Source organism: Citrobacter sp. Cpo142 (assembly GCF_030332425.1).
Lineage (GTDB): Bacteria > Pseudomonadota > Gammaproteobacteria > Enterobacterales > Enterobacteriaceae > Citrobacter > Citrobacter portucalensis.
On sequence record NZ_JAOWHW010000139.1, the window covers coordinates 27,443 to 51,309 of the forward strand.

A 23,867-nucleotide genomic window follows, 5' to 3' on the forward strand; every position below is an offset into this window, starting at 1 on the left:
AGAGAAAATGCGAATTTTATTAGTTGATGATGATCTTTTTGCGGCTGAACTGGCATCCATATTTTTGCAAATGGACGGCTACGATGTGGTGATTGTGGAAAGCGCGATTTCCGCCCTGGCATGCCTGGACTCGGATAACAGCATCGACCTGGTGATTAGCGATCTGCATATGCCAGAGATCAGTGGGTTGGATTTGCTGGCGCTGTTACGCGCTCAGGATTGGGCTAAGCCTTTTATTTTACTGAGTGCCAATGAAGTAACGGGCAGCGACGCTCTGTACGACCGTTGGGTGAAAAAAGATGAAAACCTCGCGGAAAATCTGGGGGCTGCTGTCAATGCGCTACTGCAACCATCTGCGATTAACTGAATAAGCCTACGTGTTTGATGAAACAAGAAAATAAGCATATAGCGATGGCGGCAGCGCAGGAAAAAATAGCGCGTTTGCGGCAGGGGTTTCTACGCCGAATTCCCGACATGCTGGCACAAGCGGAAAGATTACTCGTTCAACTGGTCGCAGAGCCTAGCGAAGCCTGTCGCAAACAGCTACATATTCTGCTGCACAGTATTCACGGTTCGGCAGGGTCCTTTGGCTTTAGCCCGCTGGCTAATGCCTCAGCAGAAGGTGAGCGTTTACTAACCGAGCCGGAAACAGAGCAAAGCACATTGCATTACGATGAGCTGCGTCGAATCATCAGGTGGCTGTACACCCTGACCCAGGAGCAGCTCAATCTTGAACATCGTATCAGCGATACGGAGTTCACATTACCGATCGCCGCACAGCGCCCGGAAGAGGGATATGTTCGGCGGGCCAGTAAGCCTATCTACCTGTGTGATGATGATATTGACCAGGTCGAGCTGCTCGCGACCCAACTGCGCTGTTTCGGCTTTACCTGCCATGTGTTCGCGAACACGCAGGATTTTACTCAGGCCGTATTGTCGCAACCGCCTGCCGTGGTGATTATGGATGTCAGCTTTCCGGACAATGCCTACGGTGGGCCGCTGGCGATGTCGGATCTGAAACAAAAAGTGGGCAAACCTTTCCCGGTGCTGTTCCTCTCGTGTCATAGCGATTTCAATGCCCGCGTCAACGCCATCAAATCTGGCTGCGATGGCTACTACGTAAAACCTGCGTCTATCACCGATTTAGTCCAGGAACTTCATCGCCTGACTCAACCGTCGCTGAAAAAGCCTTACCAGGTATTGTTGATCGATGACGAACCCGCAGTGGCGGAATACAACGCGGAGATGCTGCGCTTGGCGGGCATGGAAGTGCATGTGCTGGAAAAACCTCACTATCTACTGCATGTACTGAATGCGCAGCCGATCGATCTGGTGTTGATGGATTACCACATGCCGGAGTTCAGCGGTGAGGAACTGACAAAACTGATTCGCCAAATACCGCAGCATATTGGCCTGCCTATCGCCTATCTCTCCAGTGAGACCAACAAGCATGCGCAGTTGGGAGCAATGAGCATCGGCGCGGAGGATTTTATCCTCAAACAGAGCGACCCTGAGGAGCTGATCCGCGCCGTATCGATTCGTGCGGAAAGAATGCGAGTCCTGCGTGCCCGTATGTCGCAGGACAGTCTGAGCGGGTTATATAACCACTCAACGACCACCCATTTTCTCAAAAGCGCGATTGCCGAGTCGAACTACAGCGGCAACCCGTTTTGTATGGTGATGGTGGACCTGGATCGCTTTAAAAGTATTAACGATACCTACGGTCATGCGGTCGGTGACCAGGTAATTGTCGGTATTTCGCAGTTGTTCTCCCATCGATTACGCAGCACTGATATCGTTGGCCGTTACGGTGGTGAAGAGTTTGTCATCATTATGCCCAACACCAGCAGTGACAAGGCTGCGCGCGTGGTCGAACGATTGCGCAGGGATTACGAGCAGGTCACGTTTTCCGTTAACGACGCCAGTTTTCACAGTACCTTCAGCGCGGGCATTGCCCAGTGGCAGTTTGGCGATCGGATTGAAACGCTGCGCGAGCGTGCCGATCAGGCGCTGTATGCCGCGAAGCAAAATGGCCGTAACACTTTCTGCATTGCCGAGTAAAAGGAGTCAATATGAGCCAACAGCTGGAGCAGATGCTTGCGCTGAACCATGGTGAAAAACCGGAGTGTGAAAACGTTGATGAACCCCAGCGCACGCTGGTGTTATTTCAACTGGCGGGTAAAAATTTTGCCTTCTATGGGGCGCAAATTAAAGAGATCCTTGCTGAGCGCCCGATCTCCTGGGTTCCCTGTTGTGCGCCAATGCTTGAAGGGGTCATCAACTATCGTGGACGGGTGGAATCGGTGATGAGACTGGACAGCCTGATCGATAAACCTACCGTTAATTCGGCAGGTAAGCGCACTATTCTGATTGGATGCGCCGAGAAAATGCAAAGTGGGATCCTGATAGATAAATTGATTGATGTGTTGGAAGTCGCCGAAAGCCAAATTCATTTGCCAGGAGATTCGTTGCCCCCGGCGTTACAAAGCATCGCTGTGGGGGTGGTTAACGTGATGGAAACCTGGTACACGCTGCTCGATCTGAATCTGGTCTTTGAGCGTTATCAGGAGACCAGCGGTTATGACGGCTCCCACTAATTTGGCGGCGGTACGTATTACTTTGGGAGCGCTAACGTTGTATATACCGGCAAACCAGGTTGGTGTGTGCTCGTTAGTGACTCAGGTTGTGCCTGAAATCCCCCGATTTAGCCAGTGGCTGGGGATTGCGGATGAGCCGCAGGAGGGATGGCATTTGCATTTGCGCGTCCCTGACAGTGGCGTTGAAACCGGCTGGTACCTATGGGGACAACTTGAGAATGTGATGCTCTCCGGCGACATTATTTTTGCCGTACCTCCGCTTCTGGCGCGTAACTGTCATCTACCTGCGCTTCGTGCCCTGGTGGGCCGCGAGGCGTTTAGCCCGCTATTAAGCTGGCGCTGACACGCTGCGGGAGCTTTAACGGTCCCGCAGCATGAGAAGGCTGGGAGTGCTATATCCCGTTACTGGATATAAGCATCAACAGCCCGACTGACCAGCTTAGTCATAAAGTTGTCAATCTTATCAATGGTCTGCTTGTCCTGAAGATCGTAGGTTTTTGCTACGTCATCCAGGTTTTCATAACCGACCCAAACTCGCCCGATCTTATCCTGCCATACGGAGACACGTAACGGCAGATCCAGCGCGACACCCTGTTTATCCTGCATCAGTTTTGTGCCGACTTTAGGGTTACCAAATACCAGGACTTTCGTTGGCCTCAGGTTCATTCCCGCGCCCTCGGCATTTTTCTCGTGATCAATTTCAGTGAATACCGGAACGCCTTCGCTTTTCAGAATGGCTTTCAGTCGGGAGACCGTTTCATCGACAGAGAATTTACTTTCCTGGTTTTTGATCTTCTCTGAATTTAACCCAGAACCCAGCCCGATTTTATAGGCTTCAGCGATATCACGAGCCACCTGAGTCATGTCTACGCCTTCTTTGTTGGTCAGCATTGTCACGCAAACCAGTTCATCACCGGCGGTAAAACGGCTCAGATAGGCACTAAATCCACCTGTGGTTCCTTTGATTTCCAGAAAACCAGGATGGCGGGTAAATTCCCAGCCGGCCATGGCAGGCACGACTTTGCCATTTTTCAGTTTTGCCGGGCTATAGATAATGTCGCGCAGCTTTTTGTCTTTAACCAGCGTGCTGCCGGCAAGACCGATATCCCACTTACTGATGTCTTCCGCTGACGACCACAGACCACCATAGGCGTACAGATTATCAGTGGCGATCGCACTGACAGGCGCCAGTTTGTCACCCGCTGCGACGTAACCTGTTGCAGGCTCAACAGGGTTGATCCAGTCAATTTCTGACTTAAATTTCGAATGCTGATTATGTTGCTTATCAGGCGTCGGGCGATCAAGGAATGCTTTCGTTGGCATGTCTTTTGCGAACATGGTGCTTTGCAGACCTAACGGCGCAATTTGGTATTTGTTGACGAAGTCTACGTAACTCATTCCGCTGACTTTCTCGATAGCCATACCTAGCAGGATAAAGTCAGTTGCGCTGGAGTTGATATCCGTGCCGTTTTTAAATTCGAGCGGTTTATCTTTAACAAGATCAACCAGCTGCGCAGGTGTATATTTTTGCTCTTGTTTATAGCCGAAAGATCTGAAATCAGGGATCCCGGATGAGTGCTGCATTAATTCCAGAATCGTAATGTTATGCCAGCTTTCCGGTAGGCCAGGCAAATAAACACTCACAGGAGTATTCAGATCCAATTTGCCTTGCTCTACAAGTTGCATTACTGCGACTGCAGTAAAAGCTTGCGTGATAGGGCCAATTCCCCACATGGTTTTGGTGGAAGCAAGCTCATCATTGGCTGCTGTTGCCAGACCGTATCCCGCTGAGCGCGGAATATAAGGCGCCTGAACAATCGCCATGGATAAACCCGGCAGATTATTTTTCGCCATTACCTCAGCAATGATCTGATCGATATATTTGCCGTTGACCTTTAATTGTGGATCACCACGGTTAACTAAGTAAGTTGTCTCATTTGTATTGGCAGCGGCCAATACCTGAGTAGCTGAAACTGACATGGAAAGTAAAATACATGCCGAAATAACCTTTAACTTAAGATTCATGGAAAAGCTCCGCGCTTAATGAAATTTATTTTGATGGCTAATGGATAAGTGATGTTGTACATACAATTACCCTCGGTAACCGTACTCATAGCTATTACTTAGCTGCTGCCTTTACCTTTTCAACCGTGGTGTCGGTGTCCCATAAATCATTGGCAATGATGCGGTAGTTGGTTAGAGCGGCGAGATAACCGTCACCTTCCGGAATGCGCGGACCCGCTGTCGCATCTTTAACGACGACAACTTCAAAACCTTGCTCAATCAATTCACGCATATGGGATTCAATACACAGATTGGCAGCCATACCGGCGAGAATGACCTGTGAGACACCGCGTTTTCTTAATTGCAGTACCAGGTCGTTGGTTTCTGGTCCGAAAATCTTATGCGGTGAGGCAATGACCGTTTCGCCATCATAAATATATGGCTTAAACTGCGGTAAAAAGTCTGCGCCGGAATTTTCAAAATTTTCCATTGTCAGTGGACCTTTACGATTGAACATTCCAGTGCCGTGCATAAATGTTTCTCCCGGTGCGGTAGATTGCCATTTATGGTCGTGCGGAAAGTAATAATGCGGAGAGACAAAAACAGGCATTTGTGCTTCTTTTGCCATTTTGAACAACGTTTCGAGATTTTCTACGGTATTATTTTCAATAATGCTGTCTTTGAAAACCTCCCAGCCAATACCCTGAGGGCTTAAAAAATCGATCTGTGGATCGACTACCACCAACGCAGCTTCCTTATTATTAAGTGTTATACCTTTGCGTGGTAAGCCATAGGCCTCTGGTTCAGAATAGATTTCTGACATGCTCATCTTGCTCATAAAATTTACCTGTATTTTTATCTAATGTGATAGTGACTATCTGATTATTAAATAGCGCTGGTAAATATGGCATGGTTTCAGAACGGGGCATTTGTTCAGGACGCTGGGAATATTGTCATTACGTATTCTAAAAACGATAGCGGGCATATCACTGCCCACTCCATCAGAGGTCGTATTGCTGGCGTCGCCGTTCTAAACGACGATCGCGCAGGGTGGAATAAATAAAGGTCATCACAAACAGTAGCGAAAATAGTACGACGATGGTGGGGGCCGGTGCACTGTCGATGAAAAAAGACAGGTACACGCCCATAAACGAGGTAACGACCGACATAATCACCGCCAGCCACAAGGCGTGGGAAAATTTCCGCGTCATTAAAATCGCAATGGCGCCAGGCGCAATCAGTAAGGAGATCGACAAAATAATCCCTACTGATTTTAGCGTGGCGACAATCGTCAGGGCGATCATGCACAGCAGGCCGTAATGTAGCAGCGCAGTATTAAGCCCACTGGCCTTTGCCTGATGCGGGTCGAACGCATGCAGCAGCAGATCTTTCCACTTAAGCCCAATAATAAGCGCTATCCCAAGCGTAATAACCGCGGTTTGTATGATGTCGCTGAACGATACGCCCAGCATGTCGCCGAACAGAATATGATCGAGATGGACCTCTGACTGGATAGAGACGTAGAGCACCAGTCCTGCACCAAACATGCCGGAAAAGACGATTCCCATCAGGGTATCGCGTTTGATGCGGCTGTTATCGTCGAGATAACCCGTCGCCACCGCACAGAACAGCCCGGCGATAAATGCGCCAATTGCCAGTGGGATGCCCGCAATCCACGCCAGTACAATTCCCGGGAAAACCGCGTGGCTCATTGCATCGCCCATCAGAGCCCAGCCTTTGAGTACTAAAAATACAGACAGCAGCGCGCAGGGCACGGCGACAATGGTGGAGATGACCAGCGCATTGACCATAAAACCAAACTGAAAGGGTTCCAGCAGCGTTGTTAAGATCATACTGACTCCTTGTTCACCAGACGGGCGCGGCGGCGATTCGCCAGCAGACCGTGTTTTGGCGCGAAGACAAATGCCAGCAGGAACAGCAGCGTTTGCAGAACGACAATAATTCCGCCGGTTGCACCGTCCAGCCAGTAGCTCAGCCAGGCGCCGAAAAAGCTGGTCAGGCTGCCAATAGCTACGGCGATAGTGAGCAGGCGTGGAAAACGATCGGTCAGCAGCCAGGCCGTTGCACCTGGCGTAACCACCAGGCAAATCACCAGAAACGCGCCGACGGTTTGCAGCGCGGCGACTGTGGAAACGGAGAGCAGCGTAAAAAATAACAGCTTCAACCGGCCCGGATTCAGACCGATAGAGCGCGCGTGGTTTTCATCAAAAAAAACCACCATCAGATCTTTCCACTTCAAAAACAGGATGGTTAGCGAAATAACCCCGATGATGGCCAGTTGTAGAATATCTTCTGGCGCAATCGCCAGCACGTTGCCGAGAATAATGGTCTGAATGTTCACCGACATCGGATTGAGCGACACCATAAACAGCCCGATACCGAAAAAAGACGAAAAAATCAGTCCGATAATCGCATCTTCCTTCAGGCGCGAACGTTGATTAAGAAACAGCATACTGCCCGCCGCCAGTCCGCCGGAAAGGAATGCGCCAAGCGCGAAGGGAAGCCCTAACATATAAGCGCCTGCCACGCCCGGAACGATAGAATGCGACAGCGCATCGCCAATCAGCGACCAGCCTTTGAGCATCAGATAGCAGGAGAGAAACGCACACAGGCCGCCGACCATCGCCGAGACCCACATGGCGTTGAGCATGTACTGGTAGCCAAACGGCTCCGTTAGCCAGTTCATGGTTATTCCCCCTCGTTTGCCGTGCGTCGAGAAATAAACGGGCGTTCATCATCGGTAATCACGTGCTGTTCACCGCCGCTCAGCGCAACGTGACGCAGTACGCCGCTGAATGCCAGTTCAAGATTCTCGGGGGTAAAGGTGGTTTCGGTGGGGCCACTTGCCAGCACCGTGCCCTTAATCATCACCGTGTAATCACAAAACTCAGTGACGGATCCCAAATTATGGGTAGAGACCAGCATGGTTCGACCCTCATCACGCAGTTCACGCAGCAGGTCGATGATCCGGGCCTCGGTTTTTACATCCACACCGGTAAAGGGTTCATCCAGTAAAATAACCTGTCCGTCCTGTGCGATGGCCCTTGCCAGAAAAACACGCTTTTTCTGCCCACCGGACAGTTCACCTATCTGACGATGGCGATAATCCAGCATATCAACCCGCGCCAGCGCCGCATCCACGCAGGCGTGGTCAATTTGTTTTGGTCGACGCAGCCAGCCCATATGGCCAAAGCGTCCCATCATCACCACATCTTCCACCAGTACCGGAAACGACCAGTCCACCTCTTCTGACTGGGGGACATAGGCGATCAGATTCTGTTTGAGCGCCTTATTTACCGGCTGTTGCAGAATTGAGATTTCCCCCTGCGCCAGGCGGACAAAACCCATCAGCGCTTTAAAAAGCGTTGATTTTCCTGAACCGTTTACGCCGACCAGAGCGGCAATTGAGCCGCCCGGAACCTGAAAAGTGGCGTCCCGCAATGCGGTATGACCGTTGCGATACGTCACCGTAACCTGATTTACGGTAATCGCAGAGTGACTCATGGTTGGCTCTCCAGACCCTTGTTGATGCCGTTAACAATGGTTTGCGTGGTGACGCGCAGTAAATCCAGATAGGTCGGTACCGGACCGTCGGCTGCACTGAGCGAATCGACATACAGCACGCCGCCGTAATGTGCGCCAGACTCACGGGCAACCTGACGCGCAGGTTTGTCGGACACGGTGCTTTCGCTAAATACCGTTGGAATATGATGCGCTCTGATGGCATCGATAACCTTGCGTACCTGCTTGGGCGTACCTTGCTGATCGGCATTGATCGGCCACAGATACAGCTCCTTGAGATTGTTATCTCGAGCTAAATAAGAGAATGCGCCTTCGCTGGTGACCAGCCAGCGTTTATCAGCAGGGAGCTTTGCCAGTTCTGTATGCAGTGGCGCCAGAGTCTGCTGGATTTTCGCTTTATAATTCTGTGCATTATTCTGGTAGGTTGCAGCATTGTCCGGATCGTATTTCATCAGCGCATCGCGAATATTATCCACGTAGATAAGCGCGTTCTCCGCTGACATCCAGGCATGCGGGTTTGGTTTACCGTTATACGGCCCTTCGCTGATGCCCATTGGCTGCACGCCGTTTGAGACCATCACTTCCGGTACGCCGGACAAATTTTGGTAGAAGCGGGCAAACCATAGTTCGAGGTTAAGACCGTTGGAGAGAATAAGCTGTGCGCCTTGTGCCCGTTTAATATCACCTGGGGTTGGTTGATATTCGTGAATTTCAGCCCCCGGTTTGGTGATAGAACTAACGTCCGCCGCGTCACCTGCCACATTGCTAGCCATATCGGCAATCACCGTAAAGGTGGTTACCACTTTGAATTTTTCTTTCGCCCAGGCGGGTGACAGCGTCAGCGCTGTTAACGCGCTGGCAAGGAGAAATGACTTCAGATGGGGCAGATGCGGCATAGTATCCCTCACAACAAAGTGGTTAATTTATCATCGAATATAGCCTTTGCTATGTTATATAGCACATGGCATAAACAAATGAAAATAATTCTTATTTGCGTAGGGTGCTAAGGAATAGATGGGGGATAATGTGTTTCACGCCGGTACGATTGCCGGCGTGAAGGGGATGAATAACCCGGTGATTATGACTTTTGGAACTCAGTGACGGTTTCCCATGCTACCTGTTGTAACGCTTTGGCTGTGGCAGGGGTCATGTCTGTATCAACAGGAAGCGCGCCGCCGACCGGAGACCGGTTATACAGGGTGGCGAAGAATACGCAGGCGGCGAGATACGTTCCAGAAATAGAAGGGTGGACACCATCATGATAATACAGGTTGATTTCCGGATGGGTCTTGCGCGCTTTCTCGAAAGCAAGGCCTACCGGAGCCACATATCCCCCCGTTTTCTGCGCAATCGAGATATAAGCGTCCGCCAGTTTTTGGCTGTCTTCGGGTTTAGCTTTCTTCGGCCAGGTCATGAAATAGACAACTTTTGCACCCGCTTTATGTGCCATGTCGGCCATTTGGGTGGCAGAGTCAACGAAGTTTTGTCGGGTACTTTCTTTCTTTGAAATCGTTTCTGTGGAGTTTCCCTGTAGTACCACCACATCCCATTTCTGTAACGTATTCTGGTAGCGCATATTCTCAATCTGCCAGCCTAAATGACCGCTGGAAATCGTGATCCCCCGATATTTATAGCCTTTAGCATGGTCAGGCAGTAAAGACTGCGTCAAATCCCGTAATCGGGTATTGATATTATTGTTATAGAACGTGAACGAGTTACCATAAAGCGCGACGATTTTATTCTCGCCATCCATTTTTGCATGTGCGGAAGGCGCTAATAACGTATCCGCGTGAGCGCAGATACTGCTCAGCGCCAGGGCCGTTGCTGTGGCAAGCAAAGTTATCTTTTTCATCGGTTATCTCTTAGAAATCATAACGAAGTCCAACGATGAGCGCATCATCATTGGTTTTTTTGTTCTTACTGGCGAATTCTTTATCGTAAGTAAATGATAACCACGTATCTTCAGCCAATGTTAATTGTGCTTCAGCACGCCAGTCTTCTTTTTCCGCAATATCTTTACCATCTTCATTTAAAAAACTATATCCGGTGAGAACCTTGACGGTGCCAAAATTGTAGGAAATGAGTGAATCCATCCCTTTATAATTATTATCACTTTTGTTATCGCGAGAAATAGAAGTACGCAATGCGGTTACCGCGACTTCATAGGCTTTATAGCTGAGTTGTAATCCTCCCATAATTTGATCGTTTTGATTACGCCCATCGGTGGTCACTACGCCATCCTGTCGTTTGTAACGACTGGCCGCGAGTGCTGGTGTAATTCTAAAATCACCAAATTTGAAAGACTTGCGATAGCTGGCCATCGCGCCGTAATCCAGGGCTTCGTTATCGCTGTTGCCATTACCGGAAACCCATGCCAGCTGAATTTCATTTCCGGCAAATTTGGCGTTCCACTGTACGGTGCCATCCTGTCGGTTGAACTGGTACGAATCATCAATGGTTGTAATGCCATAGCTATAGATATTAGGGGTGAAATTTTTGTACTTATCGGTCATTTTCATAACCTGATACAACGGGTTTTTGGTTCTCCCGGTGATCAGTTCACCCCATGTTTTATTTGACAGACCGACATAGGAATAGCGGGCCTCCATATCGCTTTCACCGGTATTGTTATCATTTTTCTCGGTACGCACCTGCCATTCCAGGCGACCCACGATTTTGGTATCTGGCAGAAGATCCAGATCTCGGGTGAGGTAAATACCTACACGGCCACCCAGATCGCTTCGGCTTTCACTGCCAGCAAATGAATTCTGGCCACTCGCAATTTTACCCTCAACGCGGCCATAGATATCCAGAGTATTCCCATCCTTATTATAGACGTTTAAGGCGAACGCCGAGGAACTCATACCCATTAGTAATATTAGTGAATAGTTTTTTAGCTTCATGTCATCCCTCAAACCAACATTAGTTTCCTGACCATAAAATAAAGTTCACAGCGGGGTGATTGTTTGTGGAAAAGGAATGTTAGCGGTATGGGAATTATTTTTTCTCGTGATGAAATGTGATTATTCACGCATAAATATCACTAATTTCACTGTTGTATTAATGGTTCTTATATTTAATGCGCGTTTTTTATTAAATATTACGCCTACTTAAAATGTAATTCACAAATTACTGTGAAGTACATCGCATTTCTACTTGGTGAAAAAACTGAAAATGGGAATGTTGTATTCTCATTGCCGTTTTTTGGGTGGGAATACTATTTTCCCCTATAATCTGGAAAACAGATCCTGCAAAATTGATTAATCACATTTTCGATTATGACGCATTCATTGGCCGGAGAGGCGCTGTATGTTCGGTAAGCAAACAACGGTATTTGATTCTGATCTTTATTCTTCATTGTTCACCCAAGGTCGGATGCGGGAAATATGGTCTGACGACAATCTGCTGCGGTGTTGGTTGCGATTTGAGGCAACAGTCGCTCGCGTGCAAGGTGAGCTGGGGATTATCCCTGCGCAAGCCGCCGTCGAAATTGAAAAAACGTGCAGGGAAATACGGATAGATTGGCCAGCCCTTGCACAGGAAACACAGACGGTTGGTATGGCGATAAAACCGCTGATCGATCAGATCTCTGCTTGCGGTACACCGTTAGTAAGTCAGTATCTGCACTGGGGATGTACTACCCAGGACCTGCTGGACTCTGGCATGGCGATGAGACTGCAACAAACGTTGCAGCTGCTGCGCGAGCAATTGCTCGATGTTGGCGAAGTGATGAAAGCGATGGCAATACGTCATACCCGAACGGTGATGGTTGCACGCACCAATTCGGTGGATGCCTCTGCGACAACATGGGGGTTGCATGTTTGCAGTTATCTGGCAGAGATTAACCGCCATCTGATAAGACTTCAGCAGCTGTACCCGCGAGCTGTAACCGGGCTCTTTGGCGGCGCGGTAGGTAATTTGGCCTCCGTAGGCGAGCAGGGAATGGAAACGCGTGAACGACTGATGTTGGCACTGGGTCTGAACGTACCCTGCGGCATTAATAATGCCAGCCAGGATGCGGTTGTTGAAGTTGTGCAGTTTTTTGCCCTTGTTCACGGCACGCTATGTCGTCTGGCCAACGATGTCGAAACAATGGGACGCACGCCGATTGCTGAAGTGCTTGAGGGAGAAGGTGGTGGAGGGTCGAGCACGATGCCGCATAAGGTTAATCCGCGCGCCAGTAACATGATGCAAACGCTGGCAAGGATGGGATGGATGTATGCGTCTGGCGCCCCAGCAATGCTGGATCAACAGGATGTGCGAGCCGCCTCAATGAGGGTATTAAACTGGACAATCCTCCCGGAGGCCTCAAATGCTTTATCGACCAGCCTGACACGCGCAAAGAATCTGCTTTCGCATCTCATCATTAATGAAGAGAAGATGCGTGCTAATTTCGATTGCTCGAAGCACTTTATTATGTCGGAATCACTGACGATGAAACTTGCCGCCAAAATCGGCAGAGAGTCCGCCTATAACTTAGTGAAAAACCTGCTAAAGCATGCAACTGGAGAGCACAGCTTCATGGAGATCGTGCAGGCTAGCCCGGAAATCCGCGCATCATTGTCTGTAGAGGAAATTACCGCCGCCTGCGAGCCGCTGTCATATATCGGGGCTAACGACGCGCTAATCGCTGAAACTTTAGCTGAGTTCGATCGCGTGAAAACGGTAGAGATTGCCTGATTTGTCTTGCTGCCGGGAGGGGTAACTCTCCTGGCGGTGCTAAGTGTTGTGTGCTGATGCAGAAAACGTTTCGAAAAAGACAAATAATTCCTCCAGTTGTGCAAAATTCCCCTCGTTATCTCCCTTCTCATAAGCCAGATGCAATATGAGTTCGATAAAAAAGAAGCCGAGTATACGGCTTTGAAAAATGGACTGTACGTCGCTGGGAAGAACAAACTGCAGATCGCAGAACTTACCGTAAGGGTTCGCTTCTGAGTTGGTAACCAGTACCACGACGGCATTCTTTTTTCTGAACCATTTTGCAATATTGAGGGCAACCCGATTAAATCGATAGTAGGAGAACACAATCAGGACATCCTCTTCCTCAATATTGATGAGACATTTGGGGAGTTCGCTGATGTCCGTCGGTAACAGAGTGATGTCACTGCGAAAGTACTTTAGCAGTGTACAAAAATGCGTCGCCATTGCATGAGAAGATGAAGGGCCGACGACATAAATATGACGCTGATTGTTCAGTACCAGATCGATAAACGCATTAAGACTTTCAATATCGATATTATTTTTAAATTGATTAAATAATTCTGATACTTTATGGGTGAAATCAGTAACGATAGTTTCAGTTGTGATGCAAGGATTGTTACGTAGTTTGATGTTTTTCTCAAAAGGTGCAGATATTTTATTTTTTGACAGAGTAATGTCTAATGCTTTGCGGAAAGCAGCATAACCCGTAAACCCAATTTTATTTAAAAATCGGCCAATGGTTGCTTTACTTACCATCGCGTTTTGTGAGAGGTCAACAATGCCATGATAGGGAAGTTCATTGAAGTGTTTATTAATATACTCATTAAGTCGACACTCAGATTCAGTCAGATCACCCATATTAAGAGTAAGTGAGTTATACTCATCCAGACTTAATGTGTTTTTTTTGTACATGGATAACACCCGATGGCTGTTGTATATCAACGTTGTTATAGGGTAATACGCTTTCGACGTCAATCATAGAATGAATATGTTGGAAACCCGTATCCAGCCTTCTTTGGAAGGTGCGACCATATTCAGATGAGTTGCGATCTTACTCACAAAAAGGGGTGGGAAAACACCTTTCCCGTATTTTACAACCACACAACCCATTACAATTAAATCTCAATATTTGAGTATGTAATACGATAAATTTACGGACATATTATTGCTGCTTATATATGGGTGTGGTTTTTTACAATCCTACATAAGATATGATGATATGACGGGTAACCCTACCAGATTTGTATGGCATAGGAATTGTTATTATGACGGCGTTTATTATAGCAATAGTGATAACAGTTATTGCTGCATGGTTAATTGTGAAAAATTATCAGCCGCAAACTGTTTTATTACTCGCTGGACTGGCATTATTGACCATTACCGTACTGTTTTATCCTGAAAACAGTATTCTCTATGATAAAGCGAAATCCACTGGGTCAACCTGGTTGGATATCTTTAGCTTTGCAAAAGAATCGCTTACCACACAAATTGCTGGTATTGGTCTTATCATCATGGCTGCGGGTGGATTTGCCAGCTATATGGATCACATTAAAGCGTCGAATGCGATGGTCAATATGTGCATTCGCCCGCTGCAGGTAATTAAAGCGCCTTATCTGATCCTCGCGCTGGGGTATATCTGTGCACAGCTTCTGCATGTGGCAATTTCAAGTGCGGCGGGGCTGGCGATGTTGCTGCTGGTGACATTCTTCCCGGTTCTGGTTCGTCTGGGGGTCAGTAAAGCCTCTGCGGCCGCGATGATTGGTCTGTGCGCGTTTATGGATCTAGGGCCCGCGGTAGGTACGGCGAATCTGGCGGCTAAACATGCTGGCATGGAAAGCGCTATCTACTTTGCCCATTACCAGATGCCGGTGGCGGTGGTGGTGATGCTGGCCGTGGCGGTGGTGATTTACTTTACCGCGAAGTATTTCGACAAAAAAGATGGCTTCGTACCGGGGGCGCAAAGCGTGGCGCAAGCGGAAGAAGAAGGCCGAAAGGTACCCGCTATTTACGCGCTGTTACCCGTCCTGCCTGTCGTACTGGTGCTGGTCTTTAGCCCTTTGGTTATCAAGTCCATCAAAATAGACGTGGTCACGGCGATGATCCTTGGCGCTGTCGTCGCATTTTTCTTTGAACTGGTGGCTACCCGAGATTTCAAAAGCTGCTGTAAAGGGATACAGGTCTTTTTCAAAGGAATGGGCAGCATGTTTACCAGCATCGTTTCCTTGCTGGTGTGTGCGGATATCTATGCCCAGGGGCTGCAGAAAATTGGCGCGGTGGACTACCTGTTACAGTCAGTGCAAAACGCAGGGCTGGGCTTTACCAGCATGACCCTGGTGATGACCGCGCTGGTGGGCGTAACCGCCGTCCTGACGGGCTCTGGCGTTGCCGCCTTTTTCTCCTTCTCCGGCCTGGCCCCCTCCATTGCGGCAAAATTTGGTGAGAGCGCCGTCAATATGATCCTGCCTATGCAGTTAATGGCGGGAATGGGGCGCTCAATGTCCCCAGTGGCTGGAATCATTATTGCGGTGAGTAAAGCAGGAGAATGTTCACCGTTTATGATCGTCAGAAGAACGCTGCTTCCAGCGCTGGCCGGTATCGCGGCGATGCTGGTTGCCAACTATGTCCTGATTTGAATCCCGAGAGCCTGCTAATGCTGGCTCTTATTTTTTATCTGGTTGTAATTTATGGATGGCAACGTGACAAACGATGTTTTATACGTCCCGTTTACGGGGAAGTTACTGCTTGAATCTCCGTTATTAAACAAGGGAAGCAGCTTCACGCAGCAAGAAAGGCATGACTTTAACCTGAGTGGGCTACTGCCTTGCGCCATTGAGAATATTGATGAACAAGCCGAACGGGCGTATCAACAATATCTTGAGGCTGAATCCCACAACGCTCGACATATTTACCTGCGTAATATCCAGGATACTAACGAAACGTTATTTTATTACCTGTTGAAAAAGCATCTTCCAGAGATGCTGCCTATCGTTTATACCCCGGTAGTCGGGGCCGCCTGTGAAAAATTCTCGTGGATATATCGTCGTGCACGCGGTGTCTTTATCTCCTGGCCCGATCGCGATCGTATTGACGATATTTTGCATGATATTCCGCGGCACGATATCAAGGTCATCGTCGTCACCGATGGTGAGCGCATTCTGGGGCTAGGTGACCAGGGCGTTGGCGGTATGGGGATTCCTATCGGGAAACTGTCGCTCTATACCGTCTGTGGTGGGGTTAATCCGGCGAATACGCTACCCATTCTACTGGATGTCGGCACGAATAACGCGCGACTGCTGGACGATCCGCGCTATATCGGCTGGCGTCATCCGCGCATAACTGGTGAAGACTATTTCGCATTTATTGGAATGTTTATTGCTGCCGTAAAACGGCGCTGGCCTAACGTTCTGCTGCAGTTTGAAGATTTTGCCCAGCATACCGCGGTGCCGCTGCTGGACCGTTATCGCGATGAGCTGTGCTGTTTTAACGATGATATTCAGGGCACGGCGTCGGTGGCTCTGGCGACTCTGGTTGCTGCCTGCCGGGGCAGCGGTCGTGACTTCCGTCAGCAATCAATCGTAATTGTGGGGGCGGGGGCTGCAGGATGCGGGATCGCCCGGCATATTATTGCCTGCCGTATCAGTGAAGGAATGAGCGAGGCCGAAGCCAGACGGACCATTTTTATGGTGGATCGCGACGGTCTGGTGATGACCACCAATAATGCTTTAGCTGATTTCCAGCAGCCGCTGGCGCAGTCTCCCGAGGCCGTATCTGACTGGCAGTATGAGGGGCTGGCACCGTCATTATTGGAGGTGATCCACAATGCCAAACCCACGGTGATGCTGGGGGTGTCGGGTCAGGCTGGATTGTTCTCGCAGGAGGTCATTAGCACGATGTACCAATACTGCGAGCGCCCGATCGTTATGCCGTTGTCGAATCCCACTTCGAGAATGGAAGCGCGACCAGAAGATATCATTCGCTGGACCGAGGGGCAGGCCATCATCGCGACCGGCAGTCCCTGCGATGTGATTGAATTTAATGGACGCTCCATTCCGGTGGCGCAGTGTAATAACGTGTATGTTTTCCCGGCCATCGGTCTGGGGGCTATCGCCAGCGGCGCGACACGCGTAACAGAGGCTATGCTGATGGCGGCAAGCCGTGCGCTGGCTGATGCTTCCCCGTTGGTGCGTAACGGGGAAGGCGCTCTGTTGCCGGAGATTGGGACAATCGGTGAGGTGACCCGCAGCATTGCCTTTGAGGTCGGTAAGGCGGCACAGCAGTCGGGCGTGGCAGAGAAGATGAGCGACGACGCGCTGTTGCAAAGCATCAAAGATAACTTTTGGTTACCACACTACCGTCCTTATAAACGTAGGGCAATTTAGTCGCTGTGACGAGTAAGCGGTACTCGGGTCTTGGTTGCCTTCATGATTAAGGTGTATTATTTATGCAACTTAACTATGGAGGCATCATGTCCGGCAAACGTATTGCACGTGAAAAAATGACGATCCAGAGAATGATTTCGCTCTACGAGAGCCAGTGCCCGCAGGCTTCAGACGAACCGGGGCATTATGATGCGTTGTTTGCCTATGCGCAAAAGCGCCTCGACAAGTGCGTATTTGGTGAGGAAAAACCAGCCTGCAAACAGTGTCCGGTACACTGTTATCAGCCTGCTAAACGCGAAGAGATGAAGCAAATTATGCGTTGGGCTGGACCTAGAATGCTCTGGCGTCACCCGATCCTGACAGTGCGTCATCTGATTGATGACAAACGTCCGGTTCCGGAATTACCTGAGAAATATCAGCGCAAGAAGTAATCTGGTAATTTTGTGCCGGATGGCGGCGATGCCTTATCCGGCCTACAAGAGCAAGTGCATTGTCGCGTAGGCCCGATAAGCGTAGCGCCATCGGGCATTAACTATCCGGTACCGAATGGCGATTACGCTTTGGTGGCAATCAGAATAGCTGAGGCTTTGATCAGCGCAACAACGCGGCTTCCCTGGCTCAGTTTCATTTCTTGCTGACTTTCGTTGGTGACGACGGCAACAATCTCAAAGCCTGCGTCAGTTTTGATATGTACCGTGGCGTTGACTGCGCCTTCGGTGACCTGGGAAACACTGCCAGCAAACTGGTTGCGGGCAGAGAACTTCAGACCGCAGTCTTCAGTTGCCAGCGTCACCCATGGCGCTTTAATCAGGGCAATTGCCTCTTTCCCTTTCGCCAGACCCAGTGCCTGCTGGCTGCTATGGGTTACAATAGCGACCAGTTTCGCGCCGCCAGCCAGCGTCAGTTCAACTTCATCATTCACTGCACCCGTAGCGACTGCGCTCACCGTACCGGTTAATTGATTACGTGCTGATACCGCCATACTGCCTCCTTTCGTTGAGATATGACCCAGTATAGCCGCACTTACTAAACCAGCGCATCCTTATCAATACCCAATCGCTTCATGCGTGAGAGTAACGTGGTACGTTTCAGCCCCAGCCTTTGTGCCGCGCCTTTGGGACCGGCAACCACACCGTTGGTTTCTTTCAATACGCGCATAATCAACTGGTATTCATCTTCGCCGTCCTGCGCGACTTCGGTTGCCACCGGAGGCGTAGACGGCGTCAAAGGGGCAATATCCGGAAGGGACAGTTGCAGTACGTTGCCCCGGGTGAGCAGAACCGCACGTTCTACCACGTTTTCCAGCTCACGCACGTTACCCGGCCATTCCATACAGCTCAGCGTGCGCAGAGCCTCGGCAGGAATACTGTCGATATTGCGTCCCATCCGACGAGCAATTTTAAAGGTGAAGGCTTTTACCAGCAGCGGAATATCTTCCGGGCGCTCACGCAGCGGCGGCAGATGGATCGGGAAGACGTTCAGCCGGTAGTACAGATCGTTACGAAATTCGCGATCGGCAACCATCTTCTTCAGATCGCGGTTGGTAGCGGCGATCAGGCGCACGTCGGTCTGGATCAGCTTATTACTGCCCAGGCGTTCAAACTCCTGCTCTTGCAGTACGCGCAGTAGCTTAGGCTGAAGCTCCAGCGGCATATCGCCAACTTCATCGAGGAACAGCGAACTTTTATCTGCCAGCTCGAAACGACCAATCCGCTGCGTGCTGGCACCGGTAAATGCGCCACGCTCATGACCGAAAAGATCGCTTTCCAGTAATCCGGCAGGCATTGCCGCGCAGTTCATTTTCACCATCCGACGGGCGTTACGTCCGCTCAGGTTGTGAATGGCCCGTGCGATCAGCTCTTTACCTGTTCCGGTCTCACCCAGAATCAAGACGGTGCTGTCGCTTTGCGCCACCATTTCGACCTGCTTGAGTACGCTGTACATCGCTTCGCTGCGCCCGATGATTTCACCGAACTCACTCTCTACGTTGTTGAGTTGTTCAGTCAACGCCAGGTTTTCATCGACCAGACGTTCCTTCAGGCGGTGAATCTCCTGGTAGGCAAGCGCGTTATCCACGGCAATTGCCACACGCTCGGCGATTTGGCGCAATAGCTTGAGGTTGGCGGTAGTGAACACTTTCTCTTCACACTGTGCCAGCTTGAGTACGCCGAGCATAGTATTGCCGGACATCAACGGTAGCAGGCACAGGGTTTGTAACTGGTTGCCCCAGGTTTCGAACAGCATGCGTTCATAAGGGGCAAGGATGTCACGCTCGCTCAGGTTAATCAGCAGCATCTCTTTGCTTTTGAAGACCCGTTCAGAGAGCGTGCCCGCTTCGTCCACTTCACTCTGTTCGTGTGCCGGATGATGTTCATCCAGATAGTGAGTGGAATAGATACTGAGTTTATTTTTGCGATCGCTGCGTAACACGATACTGATGGCATCGATGTCGAAGTAGTGGTGGATCTCTTTGGCGACTTCGCTGACCAGCTCATCAATATCCAGCCGGGAGAGCACGGCATTGGTGATAGCGACCAGGATACGAAAGTTGTCACGCTCACGACACAGCAGATCGTAATCGACGTTGTTGCTGACTCTGCTTTGAATTTGTTCAGCAACGACGCCGACTATCTGAGTGAAGGTCTGTAGACGGTTATATTCTTTTTCACTCCACGGACGATCTTCGTTACGGATGAATTCGCAACCGCCAAAGATGCGCCCATCTGCCGCCAGCGGCAGCAGGCAGTAGTGGCCAAATTCAGAATACAGTCCACCTGAAGCCAACTGTGGCCAGGTTTCCGTGAACTCATGATAGTTGCAGTGCAACGCATCGGGGCGAGACAAAATACGGCGTACCGGACCATGTGCCAGCACCGTTTCGTCTTCATAATCGATGGGTTTACCATTTTCACGCGTTGCAAAATAACGCGCACGTTGCGTTTGTGCCTGCCATAAGACAATAGCCGCGCAGTCGGCGAGCGCTGAACGCTTGACCAGCTGCGAAAGCGCCTCGCTTAGAGACGGGAGATCGGGCTGCTGTAATAATGTACGAGTAATATCGAACAGGCCTTGCTGTCCGAGGTCACTCATCGGTGTATACGACATATTGCTTTTCCAGGGAAAGCACCGCAGAACGGTGCGAAAACGGTAAATGAATTATAGGTATAAGTCGTAAATTATTGCCGGATGGCCTGCCACTGAACTGGCCAGGATATACAATCCGTTGGCCCGATCAGCAAAGCGGTATCAGGCATAATGCAGCATTAACGCCGGATGTTGACGCTAATGCGTCTTATCCGGCCTACAGCATGCTGCCAACCGGCTGCTAGCATATACGAGGTAATGGTTCGGCGTGTGGTAAATCGAGGGTTCGTTTCACGCCGTAGAGTCCGGCAAGACGAACACCTTTGCGTTCGACCACTTCACCAATCATTGCAGCATCGCACCCTAACGGATGCGCGCGCAGCGCGGCAAGTACGGTTTCAGCGGCCTGGCGTTCAACGGCAATCACTAGTTTGCCTTCGTTAGCAAAGTTGAGCGCATCCAGACCCAGCAGCTCGCAAACGCCACGCACCGCTGGCTTCACGGGCAGGGCAGCTTCAGACAGCTCAATACCAAATCCGCATGCAGCGGCAAATTCATGCGTGACTGCATTCACGCCGCCACGGGTGGCGTCACGTAGCGCCTTCACGCCAGGAATATCACGCAGCGTCTGGATAAGCGGCGTTAATACCGCGCAATCGCTGACCAGTTCGCCATCCAGACCTAGCTGTTCACGTAGGTTAAGGATAGTTGCGCCGTGATCGCCAAGAGAGCCACTTACCAGCAGCACATCACCCACGCTGAGAGTCTGTGCACCCCAGTGAATGTTGGCGGGAATTGCCCCCATTCCGGCAGTGTTAATGAACAGCTTGTCTGCTGCACCACGCTGCACGACTTTGGTATCGCCAGTCACGATGGCGATACCTGCTTCGCGCGCGGTTGCTGCCATGCTGTTAACAACGGTTTTCAGTGTCTCCATCGGCAGGCCCTCTTCGAGGATAAAACCGCAGGAGAGGTAGCGTGGAATAGCTCCGCTGACCGCCACGTCGTTAGCCGTACCGCAGATGGCCAGCTTGCCGATATTGCCGCCGGGGAAGAACAATGGATCGATAACGTAGCTGTCAGTTGAAAACGCCAGACGGTCGCCTTCTGCCACCAGTTGTGCCAGTTCCAGACGCGCTTGATCTTCTTGTTCCGCCAGCCACGGATTCGCGAAAGCCTCCATAAACAGACTGTTGATCAACTGCTGCATAGCCTGACCGCCGCTACCGTGGGCGAGTTGTACGCTGTTCATGCTTCACACTCCTGCTGACGATACTGATACCAGGCGGCACATGCGCCTTCTGAGGAGACCATCAGGGCGCCAAACGCGGTCTCCGGGTTACACGTTTTGCCAAATAACGGGCACTGATGTGGTTTACATCTGCCCGTCAGCACTTCCCCACAACGCGCGCGCGGATCGTCATACACCTGCTGCGGCGCTGGCTGGAAATGTGCTTCGGCATCAAAGCGCTGATAGTCCGGCGTCAGGTGAACGCCAGAGGATTCGATAACGCCCAGACCGCGCCATTCGCTGTCACCATTGACGCAGAACACCTCGGCAATGGCCTGTTGCGCTAACGCGTTACCGGCATCCGGTACCACGCGGCGGTACTGGTTTTCTACTTGGCTTTGGGCTGCAATTTTCTGCTCAATTAACATCACTACGCCTTGCAGGAGATCAAGCGGTTCGAAACCGGCGACCACCAGCGGGCGATGGAAATCTGAAGCAATGAAGTTGTAGGCGTCGGTGCCAATCACCATGCTGACGTGGCCCGGTGCTAAAAAGGCGTCGATACCGTTGTCCGGCTGTTCCAGCAGGCTACGCAGCGTAGGGATAAGCGTGATGTGCTGGCAGAAAAAGTAAAAGTTCTGCACGTCACGCTGCTTTGCCTGTTGCAGGGTGATAGCGGTCGTTGGCATTGTGGTTTCAAAACCCAGGCCAAAGAACACCACTTTACGCGTTGGGTTTTCCTGCGCCAGCTTCAGTGCATCCATCGGTGAATAGACAATACGGATATCCGCACCGCGCGCCTTGGCTTGCAGCAGGGAGCCTTGCTTACCCGGGACGCGCATAGCGTCGCCAAAGGTGCAGAAAATCACTTCTGGATGGCTGGCAATTTCTACACAGCTGTCGATTCTGCCCATTGGCAGAACGCAAACCGGGCAACCCGGACCATGAATAAACTCCACGTTTTCCGGTAACAACTGGTCGAGCCCGAATTTGAAGATAGCGTGGGTATGACCACCACAAACTTCCATGATTCGCAGCGGGCGTTCAGCCGTGTAGGAGAGGTGGGCGGCACGTTCACACAGGTGCTCTATCAACTGCATCACCTGCTCTGGTGCGCGGTATTCGTCAACAAAACGCATTTATTTTTCCTCGCCGTACAGCAACGCGCCGACATCCGGCTCAACGTCAAACATGTTTTGCAGCGCGTCGAGCGTATCGCGCGCTTCAGCTTCATTAATGATGCTCATGGCAAAACCGACGTGGACCAGCACCCACTGGCCGAGGCGCGGTTGGCCATGTTCATCACAGCTACCGACCAGCGTCAGGTCAACGTCGCGCTGAATACCGCAAACGTCGACTTTGGCCTGGTTGCCATCAATGGTGCGGATTTGACCCGGAACACCTATGCACATCGCTGCGTCTCCAGCCAGGAGAGCCATTGATCCATCCCTTCACCACTGGTGGCGGAAATTAGGATAATCTCAATCCCCGGGTTCACTTCCCGGGCGCTGGCGATGCATTTTTCAACGTCAAAATTGAGGTACGGCAGTAGATCCACTTTGTTGAGCAGCATCAGCGATGCGGCGGCAAACATATGCGGGTATTTCAGCGGTTTGTCTTCACCTTCGGTTACTGAAAGCACGGCCACTTTATGGCGCTCGCCGAGGTCGAAGCTGGCCGGGCAGACCAGGTTGCCGACGTTTTCAATGAACAGAATACCGTTATCGTCAAGCGGCAAACGCGGCGCGGCGTCAGCAATCATTTGTGCGTCAAGGTGGCAACCTTTACCGGTGTTGACCTGAATGGCGGGTGTGCCAGTGGCGCGAATACGGGCGGCATCGTTCACCGTCTGCTGGTCACCTTCAATAACGGCGCACGGCACGCTATCTTTCAGCTTCATCAGCGTTTCGGTCAGCAGGGTGGTTTTACCAGAGCCCGGGCTTGAAACAAGGTTCAGTACCAGATGCTGACGGGCCGCAAAGCGGGCACGGTTGCGCTCGGCGAGGCGGTTGTTTTTGTCCAGTACGTCAATTTCCACTTCCAGCATACGGCGTTGGCTCATACCTGGTGCGTGGGTTCCTGCCTCACCGTGACCGTAGTGCAAATCGCCTTCTTCGGTCTGGCTCGGTGTGAAATTTGAGGTCTTCACACCGGTAATATTCAGCGCCGGACGAGCCGCTGGGGCAAATGGCGCGCTGCGAAACGCCGAGTGGGGATTATGCTCATCACCCTCTATATACAGGTTGCCTTCAGCGCAACCACATGTCGTACACATCGCTCACTCCTGATCTTTTTACTTGCGATACATCTGTTGCCGGATGGCTGCGT

The 23,867-nt window shown here is 50.7% G+C and carries 23 protein-coding genes; 8 read left to right on the forward strand and 15 right to left on the reverse strand.

What is annotated here, in order from left to right; genetic code table 11:
- The first annotated feature begins 7 nt into the window (after positions 1-7).
- From OGY18_RS20265 to OGY18_RS20280, 4 genes are read left to right on the forward strand one after another with little or no spacing between them, the layout of a single operon-like run.
- Positions 8-367, forward strand: coding sequence for a response regulator (locus OGY18_RS20265; RefSeq protein ID WP_003825854.1), 360 nt, complete (start codon positions 8-10; stop codon positions 365-367).
- A gap of 17 nt (positions 368-384) precedes the next feature.
- Complete coding sequence (locus OGY18_RS20270) at positions 385-2,061, forward strand: diguanylate cyclase (protein WP_048236647.1); 1,677 nt, start codon at positions 385-387, stop codon at positions 2,059-2,061.
- A gap of 11 nt (positions 2,062-2,072) precedes the next feature.
- Entirely contained in the window at positions 2,073-2,597 is a 525-nt protein-coding gene (locus tag OGY18_RS20275; protein ID WP_003825859.1) for a chemotaxis protein CheW, read from the forward strand.
- A complete protein-coding gene (locus OGY18_RS20280; protein WP_003825861.1) occupies positions 2,581-2,940 on the forward strand; it encodes a hypothetical protein in 360 nt (119 codons plus the stop codon). The genes OGY18_RS20275 and OGY18_RS20280 overlap by 17 nt, the downstream gene beginning before the upstream one ends.
- A 59-nt stretch (positions 2,941-2,999) precedes the next feature.
- On the opposite strand, the gene OGY18_RS20285 is transcribed toward OGY18_RS20280, so the two are convergent.
- From OGY18_RS20285 to OGY18_RS20320, 8 genes are all read right to left on the reverse strand, one after another.
- The gene (locus OGY18_RS20285; RefSeq protein WP_003825862.1) at positions 3,000-4,622 is read right to left on the reverse strand and encodes a serine hydrolase; all 1,623 of its coding nucleotides are present in this window, start codon (positions 4,620-4,622) and stop codon (positions 3,000-3,002) included.
- Positions 4,623-4,716: 94 nt separating this feature from the next.
- Positions 4,717-5,439 carry a cysteine hydrolase family protein gene (locus OGY18_RS20290; protein WP_003825864.1) on the reverse strand — a complete coding sequence of 241 codons (723 nt, stop codon included), beginning with the start codon at positions 5,437-5,439 and terminating at the stop codon, positions 4,717-4,719.
- A 163-nt stretch (positions 5,440-5,602) separates the two neighbouring features.
- Entirely contained in the window at positions 5,603-6,454 is an 852-nt protein-coding gene (gene sitD / locus OGY18_RS20295; RefSeq protein WP_032944764.1) for an iron/manganese ABC transporter permease subunit SitD, read from the reverse strand.
- Positions 6,451-7,308, reverse strand: coding sequence for an iron/manganese ABC transporter permease subunit SitC (sitC, locus tag OGY18_RS20300; RefSeq protein WP_008785642.1), 858 nt, complete (start codon positions 7,306-7,308; stop codon positions 6,451-6,453). Before sitC ends, sitD begins: the two co-directional genes overlap by 4 nt.
- 2 nt (positions 7,309-7,310) lie before the next feature.
- Complete coding sequence (sitB, locus tag OGY18_RS20305; RefSeq protein ID WP_003825870.1) at positions 7,311-8,126, reverse strand: iron/manganese ABC transporter ATP-binding protein SitB; 816 nt, start codon at positions 8,124-8,126, stop codon at positions 7,311-7,313.
- On the reverse strand, positions 8,123-9,040 hold the full coding sequence (locus OGY18_RS20310; protein ID WP_191236052.1) for a metal ABC transporter substrate-binding protein: 918 nt from the start codon (positions 9,038-9,040) through the stop codon (positions 8,123-8,125). The genes sitB and OGY18_RS20310 overlap by 4 nt, the downstream gene beginning before the upstream one ends.
- Before the next feature lie 182 nt (positions 9,041-9,222).
- Positions 9,223-9,996, reverse strand: coding sequence for an SGNH/GDSL hydrolase family protein (locus OGY18_RS20315; protein WP_286554186.1), 774 nt, complete (start codon positions 9,994-9,996; stop codon positions 9,223-9,225).
- A gap of 10 nt (positions 9,997-10,006) precedes the next feature.
- Positions 10,007-11,047, reverse strand: a complete 1,041-nt coding sequence (locus OGY18_RS20320) for a porin (protein ID WP_032944758.1) — start codon at positions 11,045-11,047, stop codon at positions 10,007-10,009.
- Positions 11,048-11,453: 406 nt separating this feature from the next.
- Here OGY18_RS20320 and OGY18_RS20325 point away from each other — a divergent pair, with 406 nt between their 5' ends.
- Positions 11,454-12,824 (forward strand): class-II fumarase/aspartase family protein, encoded by a 1,371-nt coding sequence (locus OGY18_RS20325; protein WP_286554190.1) that lies wholly within the window; start codon positions 11,454-11,456, stop codon positions 12,822-12,824.
- 39 nt (positions 12,825-12,863) lie between these two features.
- Here OGY18_RS20325 and OGY18_RS20330 read toward each other — a convergent pair whose 3' ends face one another.
- Entirely contained in the window at positions 12,864-13,757 is an 894-nt protein-coding gene (locus tag OGY18_RS20330; protein WP_079938758.1) for a MurR/RpiR family transcriptional regulator, read from the reverse strand.
- A 353-nt stretch (positions 13,758-14,110) separates the two neighbouring features.
- On the opposite strand from OGY18_RS20330, the gene dcuC reads away from it, so the two are divergent.
- From dcuC to OGY18_RS20345, 3 genes are all read left to right on the forward strand, one after another.
- A complete protein-coding gene (gene dcuC / locus OGY18_RS20335) occupies positions 14,111-15,478 on the forward strand; it encodes a C4-dicarboxylate transporter DcuC (RefSeq protein WP_003825883.1) in 1,368 nt (455 codons plus the stop codon).
- Between the two features lie 51 nt (positions 15,479-15,529).
- Entirely contained in the window at positions 15,530-17,224 is a 1,695-nt protein-coding gene (locus OGY18_RS20340) for an NAD-dependent malic enzyme (RefSeq protein WP_286554191.1), read from the forward strand.
- 86 nt (positions 17,225-17,310) lie between these two features.
- A complete protein-coding gene (locus OGY18_RS20345) occupies positions 17,311-17,655 on the forward strand; it encodes a nitrous oxide-stimulated promoter family protein (protein WP_003825888.1) in 345 nt (114 codons plus the stop codon).
- A gap of 122 nt (positions 17,656-17,777) precedes the next feature.
- On the opposite strand, the gene OGY18_RS20350 is transcribed toward OGY18_RS20345, so the two are convergent.
- The 6 genes from OGY18_RS20350 to hypB all read right to left on the reverse strand — a co-directional run bounded on the left by OGY18_RS20350 (position 17,778) and on the right by hypB (position 23,814).
- Entirely contained in the window at positions 17,778-18,206 is a 429-nt protein-coding gene (locus OGY18_RS20350; protein ID WP_003825890.1) for a TOBE domain-containing protein, read from the reverse strand.
- A 44-nt stretch (positions 18,207-18,250) separates the two neighbouring features.
- Complete coding sequence (gene flhA / locus OGY18_RS20355) at positions 18,251-20,329, reverse strand: formate hydrogenlyase transcriptional activator FlhA (RefSeq protein WP_032944751.1); 2,079 nt, start codon at positions 20,327-20,329, stop codon at positions 18,251-18,253.
- A gap of 220 nt (positions 20,330-20,549) precedes the next feature.
- Positions 20,550-21,560 (reverse strand): hydrogenase maturation carbamoyl dehydratase HypE, encoded by a 1,011-nt coding sequence (gene hypE / locus OGY18_RS20360; RefSeq protein WP_003825897.1) that lies wholly within the window; start codon positions 21,558-21,560, stop codon positions 20,550-20,552.
- Entirely contained in the window at positions 21,557-22,678 is a 1,122-nt protein-coding gene (gene hypD / locus OGY18_RS20365; RefSeq protein WP_003825899.1) for a hydrogenase formation protein HypD, read from the reverse strand. The genes hypE and hypD overlap by 4 nt, the downstream gene beginning before the upstream one ends.
- A complete protein-coding gene (gene hypC / locus OGY18_RS20370; RefSeq protein WP_003037411.1) occupies positions 22,679-22,951 on the reverse strand; it encodes a hydrogenase 3 maturation protein HypC in 273 nt (90 codons plus the stop codon).
- On the reverse strand, positions 22,942-23,814 hold the full coding sequence (hypB, locus tag OGY18_RS20375; protein WP_003037409.1) for a hydrogenase nickel incorporation protein HypB: 873 nt from the start codon (positions 23,812-23,814) through the stop codon (positions 22,942-22,944). The genes hypC and hypB overlap by 10 nt, the downstream gene beginning before the upstream one ends.
- Positions 23,815-23,867 lie beyond the last annotated feature (53 nt).

Coding starts and splice junctions, on each gene's coding strand:
- OGY18_RS20310 (WP_191236052.1), bottom strand. CDS start 9,040: ATGCCGCATCTGCCCCATCTGAAGTCATTTCTCCTTGCCAGCGCGTTA.
- OGY18_RS20275 (WP_003825859.1), top strand. CDS start 2,073: ATGAGCCAACAGCTGGAGCAGATGCTTGCGCTGAACCATGGTGAAAAA.
- OGY18_RS20325 (WP_286554190.1), top strand. CDS start 11,454: ATGTTCGGTAAGCAAACAACGGTATTTGATTCTGATCTTTATTCTTCA.
- OGY18_RS20315 (WP_286554186.1), bottom strand. CDS start 9,996: ATGAAAAAGATAACTTTGCTTGCCACAGCAACGGCCCTGGCGCTGAGC.
- OGY18_RS20320 (WP_032944758.1), bottom strand. CDS start 11,047: ATGAAGCTAAAAAACTATTCACTAATATTACTAATGGGTATGAGTTCC.
- OGY18_RS20280 (WP_003825861.1), top strand. CDS start 2,581: ATGACGGCTCCCACTAATTTGGCGGCGGTACGTATTACTTTGGGAGCG.
- flhA (WP_032944751.1), bottom strand. CDS start 20,329: ATGTCGTATACACCGATGAGTGACCTCGGACAGCAAGGCCTGTTCGAT.
- sitD (WP_032944764.1), bottom strand. CDS start 6,454: ATGATCTTAACAACGCTGCTGGAACCCTTTCAGTTTGGTTTTATGGTC.
- OGY18_RS20330 (WP_079938758.1), bottom strand. CDS start 13,757: ATGTACAAAAAAAACACATTAAGTCTGGATGAGTATAACTCACTTACT.
- sitC (WP_008785642.1), bottom strand. CDS start 7,308: ATGAACTGGCTAACGGAGCCGTTTGGCTACCAGTACATGCTCAACGCC.
- hypC (WP_003037411.1), bottom strand. CDS start 22,951: ATGTGCATAGGTGTTCCGGGTCAAATCCGCACCATTGATGGCAACCAG.
- OGY18_RS20340 (WP_286554191.1), top strand. CDS start 15,530: ATGGATGGCAACGTGACAAACGATGTTTTATACGTCCCGTTTACGGGG.
- OGY18_RS20285 (WP_003825862.1), bottom strand. CDS start 4,622: ATGAATCTTAAGTTAAAGGTTATTTCGGCATGTATTTTACTTTCCATG.
- OGY18_RS20345 (WP_003825888.1), top strand. CDS start 17,311: ATGTCCGGCAAACGTATTGCACGTGAAAAAATGACGATCCAGAGAATG.
- sitB (WP_003825870.1), bottom strand. CDS start 8,126: ATGAGTCACTCTGCGATTACCGTAAATCAGGTTACGGTGACGTATCGC.
- OGY18_RS20265 (WP_003825854.1), top strand. CDS start 8: ATGCGAATTTTATTAGTTGATGATGATCTTTTTGCGGCTGAACTGGCA.
- OGY18_RS20270 (WP_048236647.1), top strand. CDS start 385: ATGAAACAAGAAAATAAGCATATAGCGATGGCGGCAGCGCAGGAAAAA.
- OGY18_RS20350 (WP_003825890.1), bottom strand. CDS start 18,206: ATGGCGGTATCAGCACGTAATCAATTAACCGGTACGGTGAGCGCAGTC.
- hypD (WP_003825899.1), bottom strand. CDS start 22,678: ATGCGTTTTGTTGACGAATACCGCGCACCAGAGCAGGTGATGCAGTTG.
- OGY18_RS20290 (WP_003825864.1), bottom strand. CDS start 5,439: ATGAGCAAGATGAGCATGTCAGAAATCTATTCTGAACCAGAGGCCTAT.
- dcuC (WP_003825883.1), top strand. CDS start 14,111: ATGACGGCGTTTATTATAGCAATAGTGATAACAGTTATTGCTGCATGG.
- hypB (WP_003037409.1), bottom strand. CDS start 23,814: ATGTGTACGACATGTGGTTGCGCTGAAGGCAACCTGTATATAGAGGGT.
- hypE (WP_003825897.1), bottom strand. CDS start 21,560: ATGAACAGCGTACAACTCGCCCACGGTAGCGGCGGTCAGGCTATGCAG.